The 6,000-nt window shown below is 30.7% G+C and carries 4 protein-coding genes and 1 pseudogene; all 5 read right to left on the bottom strand.

Features of this window, described 5'->3' with window-relative positions; all coding sequences use genetic code 11:
- Positions 1-166 precede the first annotated feature (166 nt).
- Positions 167-421, bottom strand: a complete 255-nt coding sequence (locus B5D41_RS05800) for a cyclase family protein (RefSeq protein ID WP_078809668.1) — start codon at positions 419-421, stop codon at positions 167-169.
- 51 nt (positions 422-472) lie between these two features.
- Positions 473-1,144: a class I SAM-dependent methyltransferase gene (locus B5D41_RS05805; protein ID WP_078809669.1), complete on the bottom strand. Its 672-nt coding sequence runs from the start codon at positions 1,142-1,144 to the stop codon at positions 473-475.
- Between the two features lie 109 nt (positions 1,145-1,253).
- A pseudogene (locus B5D41_RS05815) lies at positions 1,254-1,772 on the bottom strand (DUF2284 domain-containing protein); the annotation flags it as partial.
- 243 nt (positions 1,773-2,015) lie between these two features.
- On the bottom strand, positions 2,016-3,923 hold the full coding sequence (gene htpG, locus B5D41_RS05820) for a molecular chaperone HtpG (protein WP_078809672.1): 1,908 nt from the start codon (positions 3,921-3,923) through the stop codon (positions 2,016-2,018).
- Between the two features lie 396 nt (positions 3,924-4,319).
- Positions 4,320-5,705, bottom strand: a complete 1,386-nt coding sequence (locus tag B5D41_RS05825) for a DUF4062 domain-containing protein (protein ID WP_143555669.1) — start codon at positions 5,703-5,705, stop codon at positions 4,320-4,322.
- Between the last annotated feature and the right edge of the window lie 295 nt (positions 5,706-6,000).

A 6,000-nucleotide genomic window follows, 5' to 3' on the forward strand; every position in this document is an offset into this window, starting at 1 on the left:
CTTCAAAAAAAGCTATAATTACCTCATTTTTATATCATAGTTATTTTTAAACTTTTTAAACAGATAATTTTACTTATAACATCATTTATTTTATAGAATCAGTAAAAAAATTATAGTACTCTAATATTATAAAAACACCTCCTATTTGAGAATAGGGGGTGTTTTCTTAGTTAAAGTCAATTGCTACAGCTTGAGCTTTACCACAAAAACGATTTAATGGTATGTCATCTAAGGTTTCTCCCTCTTTATCCATATGAGAAAATGCATCTACATGAGTCCCTGTATGAGATCCCATAGTAAGCTTTCGTAATAACCAATCATTTTCTTCGTAAGTATGAACTACTTCTACTGATACTTCTGGATCACCAGGATAAACCTGCATTTTAGTATGTATTGATTTAGTTAAATCAATTACTTTCATTACTGTCCTCCATCTTAATCTTTATTCTTACACCAAAGCCTCAAATGACCTTTACTTCTTTTTAAGCGTTACTTGAAATAATTTTCTAGGAAGACTTCCCTCATCAAATTCATCAATATCAACTATTTTGAATCCTTTTGCTAAATGTTCTACTTTTTCTTTACTAAAGAAATGAACAATAAACCCACCTACTTCATACATATCTTCTCCACGATGAATTCCTGTTCCATAGTCAGAATCATTTGTATTTCTAGCTGTATATACATTAAATCCACCTGGTTTTAATACCCGTTTAACCTCATCTGAAAGAAATTCTAATTCCGAAGTGGTAAGAGCCATACAATACAACATATGAGAATAACAACAATCAAAGACCTCATCTGCAAAAGGAAGTGAATCTCTAACATCATGACAACTTGCATTAATTAATTCAGATAAACCCATTTCCTCTGCTTTTTTATTTATTGCCTCAACTCCACTTTCACAATAATCTAATACATAAACCTCAAAGCCATTTTGAGCAAAGAAAATAGTATCTCTCCCTTGTCCACCACCAAGCTCAAGAATCTTCTTTTTTCCTTCTTTTTTAAATAATTTTGCGGCTTTTTGGGCAGGAATACTCGGTTCTACACCAAACATATTAGTTTTTTTGGTAAACGTATTTTCCCAATGCTGACCTTGTTTATTTAAAGCTTCTTTTTCTATTGATTGACCTTCTTTCATCATCTTCCCTCCTATTGTGATATCATTATCTATTTAATCAAATTCTTCTTTACAAATATCACATTTAGTATAACATATAATAATAATTATTAAAATCTTCAAATAAACTCTAATCTAGAAGGACTAGTGCAAAGTAATTCCATTTCCCATAAGTTTCTTTCTTAGTGTCAATTTTAAAACCATTAGCTCTTACAGTTTTAAAAACATCTATACCACATGCTTCCATCATAGGTCTAATATCAGTATTTGTCTCCTCAGTTGATTGGGACTCATCCTGAGCCTCTCCTCCAGGCTGTCATGTAGAGCCAGTATTGCCAAAAGGAAGAGAAATTAAAGCAAAAGCTTTATAATATCCTTCTTTAATTGCTTCATGCTCGAGTTTGACAGCTAATTCAGAAAGTGTAGGACCTTTAAAACCATGAATTAATAATGCTTTACTGTATTCTTTAAGTAATTTTTTCATTTCTTCAACACCTGGGACTAATGGACGGTGAGATGCATCTTCATCATAAAATGAACAGCCATATTGACATTTCCATTGTACCCAATGACCAACAAAAACCGTCTCTGTGTCTATTATCTTTGCATCTTCTACTCCTAATTCAAGTGCCTTAGTTTTAAGATAATCAAAGCTATTAACTGAATTATCACTCATAATATCACTCCTCACTATATTTATATTCTAAATTCAAAGCTAAATTACATCCAACTCTCACTACTCTATTTCTAGCTCTACCAATTTTTTACCTCTTTATTTACAAATAATGGTTCTAAAATATTATTTGTTTCTCGTTGATGTACCTTATATTACTTTTATTTCAAAACCAAACGACTAAACCTCCACTTGAAATCAAGTGGAGGTTTTTATTTATTATATAGCTTCAACCATCAAATCTGTAATTTTATTACTAAATGTAACTGGATCATCCGGTGTAAATCCTTCTACTAAAGAAGCTAGCGAATATAATAATTCACTATATTCAGCTAACTGGTCTGAATTACCTTCTGTAAGATAAATATCTTTCAATTTAGAAAATACCTCATGTTGCGGATTAATCTCCAATATTCGCTGTGCCTGGCCCATGTTTTGATTCATTTTTTCTAGTACTTTCTCCATTGACATACTCAAACCGACATCTCCACTAACTAAACAGACTGCACTGGATTTTAATCTCTTACTTAATCTAACCTCGCTAACTTTATCCGCTAAATTCTCTTCAACTGCTTCTAATAGTTCTTCTACTTCATCTTCCTCAGCTTCGACATCCTCATCAGCTTCATCTAAATCTAAATCACCACGGAGAACTGACTTAAACTCCATATCATTATATTCTCTTAACTTATTAATTACAAACTCATCAATTTCATCAAAGAAATAGAGTACTTCCAAGTCCTTTTCCTGTAGTAGCTCCATCTGCGGCATATTTTCTACCGTTATTTCATCTTCACCGGTTATATAATAAATTACGTCCTGACCTTCTTTCATCCGCTCTACATATTCAGCTAAAGTAGTCATCTCGCCGTCAGCATAAGAAGATGGGAATAAAAGTAAGTCAACTAATTTGTCTTGCTTTTTGCCATGAGTCATATCAACACCACTCTTAATTAGTTGACCAAACTCACTCCAAAACTCTTTATACTGTTCCCTATTATCAGCAAGCATACTTTTTAACTGCTTTAAAATTTTCTTTTCTAAGGTCTTACTAATTATCTTTAACTGCTTATCATCCTGTAAAACTTGCCGGGACAGATTCAGAGTAAAATCAGGAGAATCTATTAATCCACGGATGAATCTCAGATAATCAGGTAATATTTTTGAACAATTATCCATAACAAAATTATTTTTAGAATATAATCTAAGTCCCAGGTCAAAATCCTCAGAATAAATATTAGATGGAGCTTGTTGAGGAATAAAGAGCAAAGTAGAATACTTTACCAATCCTTCAACCTTACTATGAATTACTTCTAGCGGTTCAGTCCAGTCATTAAAGACTTCTTTATAAAATTCATTATATTTTTCGATTTCAATATTTTCCTTATTCTTTATCCACAAAGGCTTCATATCATTTAAAGTTTCAATTTTTTCTATAACTTCACCTTCATTATTTTCTTCATAAACCTTCATTTTAATTGGATACTCTACATAGTTAGAATGCTTTTTCACCAACTGTTTTATATTCTGACGATTAGTTAAATCTATTTCATCTCCATCACTAGTAAATTCTTCCCTTAACTTAAGCTTAATTGTAGTACCACGCTTAGGTTTATCCACTTCTTCAATTGTATATGTACCGTCACCTATTGATTCCCACTTGACTCCTGTATCTTGTTTAGGGGCTCGCGTAATCAAAGTTACTTTATCCGCTACCATAAAGGAAGAATAAAATCCAACTCCAAACTGGCCAATTAAATCTAGGGCATTATCTTTTGCTTGGGCTTGTTTTTCCTGTAACTTCTGTAAAAACTCCTGTGAACCTGACTGAGCAATAGTTCCAATGTTCTCCACAACTTCATCATAGGTCATCCCAACCCCGTTATCTTCAATAGTCAATACATTATTAACTTCATCTAGATCAAGCCAGATTTCAAAATCTGAATCTTCACCTAAAATATCAGAGTCCGTTAATGATTGAAATTTAACTTTACCAATTGCATCAGAAGCATTAGCAATTAACTCTCGTAAAAAGATTTCCTGATTAGTATAAATAGAATTAATCATCAGATCTAACATCTTTTGTGTTTCAGTCTGAAACTTCTTTTCTACTTTCTTAGCTGTCATTAATTTCTTCCCCCCTGAATTTATAAATTACCAACCTTTATCTAGCATATATTTTAGCATTATCTAACATCTATTGTCAAACATAATTCACTTAAACGTTATACTTTAGCAGAACTAAAAAAGAACTTCCCCACAATTAAAAAAGTTCTTCTTGATTTATTAAACTATAGTCAAAACTCTAGAATCCCCAGTAACTTAATTAATTCATACTTATTAAACAACAATTCCTGCTCTTTTCTCTTCAGATCAAGCTGATCTTCTTTTACATCTCCTAACTGTAAAAAGTTTACATTAGTGTAAGCTTGGTTTCCCCTGCGCAATTTTACGTAATTAAATTTTTTAAATTAATTCTTGACATATATTAGCTGGTTTATCAAAAGTTAACTATTCCCCCGATTATTTTTTAGGTAATTTTAGAAATTCATCTAAAAAATCATCCAAATCATATGTTCCTTGTAATATTCCATTTAAATATTTACCCCCAATTTGATCTCCCTTTTGAGAATTCATTGGAGAATCTTTAGGAGCAATAAAAAAATTATATTCGCTTAAATATCTAACCCTTAATTCTGCATCTTGAGCATCAACTACTTCATCGTCAATTACAGCTACTGAGTCGTCAAATTCTTGTCGGGATATATAATTTTCACCTAACAATCCATATTCTTCATAAATATAGCCTAATGAGTTTTCTAAATATTCAATTTCCTTATCTGTATATTCCTTACCTGGTCCTAAAGAATCTTCAGCTTTAGTTTCAACATATACAAAATTCCTATAATAATCAGAACCTCTATATACAGCAATTCTATTAATTTCTAGTTCTTTTTGATTTATCAAACACTTAGTTTCATTTAACTTTTTAAAAGAATTAATATCTAAGCAACTACTTCCCCTCCAATACCAAATAGGATCTTTCATATCACTTGTATTGCTTATGTTATCTTTAAATTGAAGTGGATATTTTAAAAGAATTTGTAATCTTTTAATAGCTGTTTTTGGATTATTAAAGTATTTCAAATTTCTTACACCAGGAAAGGCATCTGCCATTCTATGATAAAAAAATATGTATGGAACCTCTGTAAGAATTGGCTCTCCATTTTCCCCTTTAACTACACATAGTTGTTCTTCTACACTATCTTTTTCTTGATTTTCATTGGAATTTGAATTTTCTAACCTTTCTTTCAATTCTTTAATTTCACTTTTCTTTTTTTCTAATTGTTTTCTCAATCTTTTATTTTCTTCTTCTAATTCTTGATTAGTCTTGATATTTTCACCAGAAACCCATCCTGTAAAATCAAATCTTTTTTCAAACCTAGAAAGAGTATTAGAAACTGCAAGTTTTATATCTTTTTTATCATTAAAAAAATCACACATTTTTCCTAGAACTTTTTCTTTGAATCTTTTATATTTATCCGGATTTTCTAATTCTAAAACTTTTCTTCCTATTTCACTTACTTTTTTATTTAATAATTCATCATTTATAACAAGAGCAAACACAGGTATATTTTTTTTAACAGCATATTCATATTCTAATTCTATATAACTTAATTCAGACTCAGATTCAACACTTCCATATCTTCCTCCAAGAATTAATAAAAAAACATCTGAATCATCTATCCATCTTTTTATTATTTCCAATTGTGATTTGTCCCCTGCTGTAAACAACTCCATTCCAACTGGTATATGTCCTGCTTTTAAAATTGCTTCTACAGCAGCTTGTCTCTCTTCAATTAAGTCTTTATAAGTAGAAGAAATAAAAACTTGTAATTTTTTTCTCACTAACAAATCCTCCTTTCGATATAAGACAATAGTTAATTTCTGATGTAGGGTCGAGGTCTGGTGCCTTAACTTAGGTTGACGTTTATGTTCTCCGTTTGCTCACCCTTTCGTCTGTGAGTGTCACAATATCTTCAACCATATTAGATTGGATCGGTTATAATTAATTGTACAGAAATTTCTCGGACATGATATAATATAGTAAAATAAAATCAATAATATGGAGGTATATCATGCCGAAAAGATATAATGATGAATTCAAAAAACAAATAGTTTCATTAGTTAATAATGGTAAAAA

Source organism: Selenihalanaerobacter shriftii, assembly GCF_900167185.1.
Taxonomy (GTDB): Bacteria; Bacillota; Halanaerobiia; order Halobacteroidales; family Acetohalobiaceae; genus Selenihalanaerobacter; species Selenihalanaerobacter shriftii.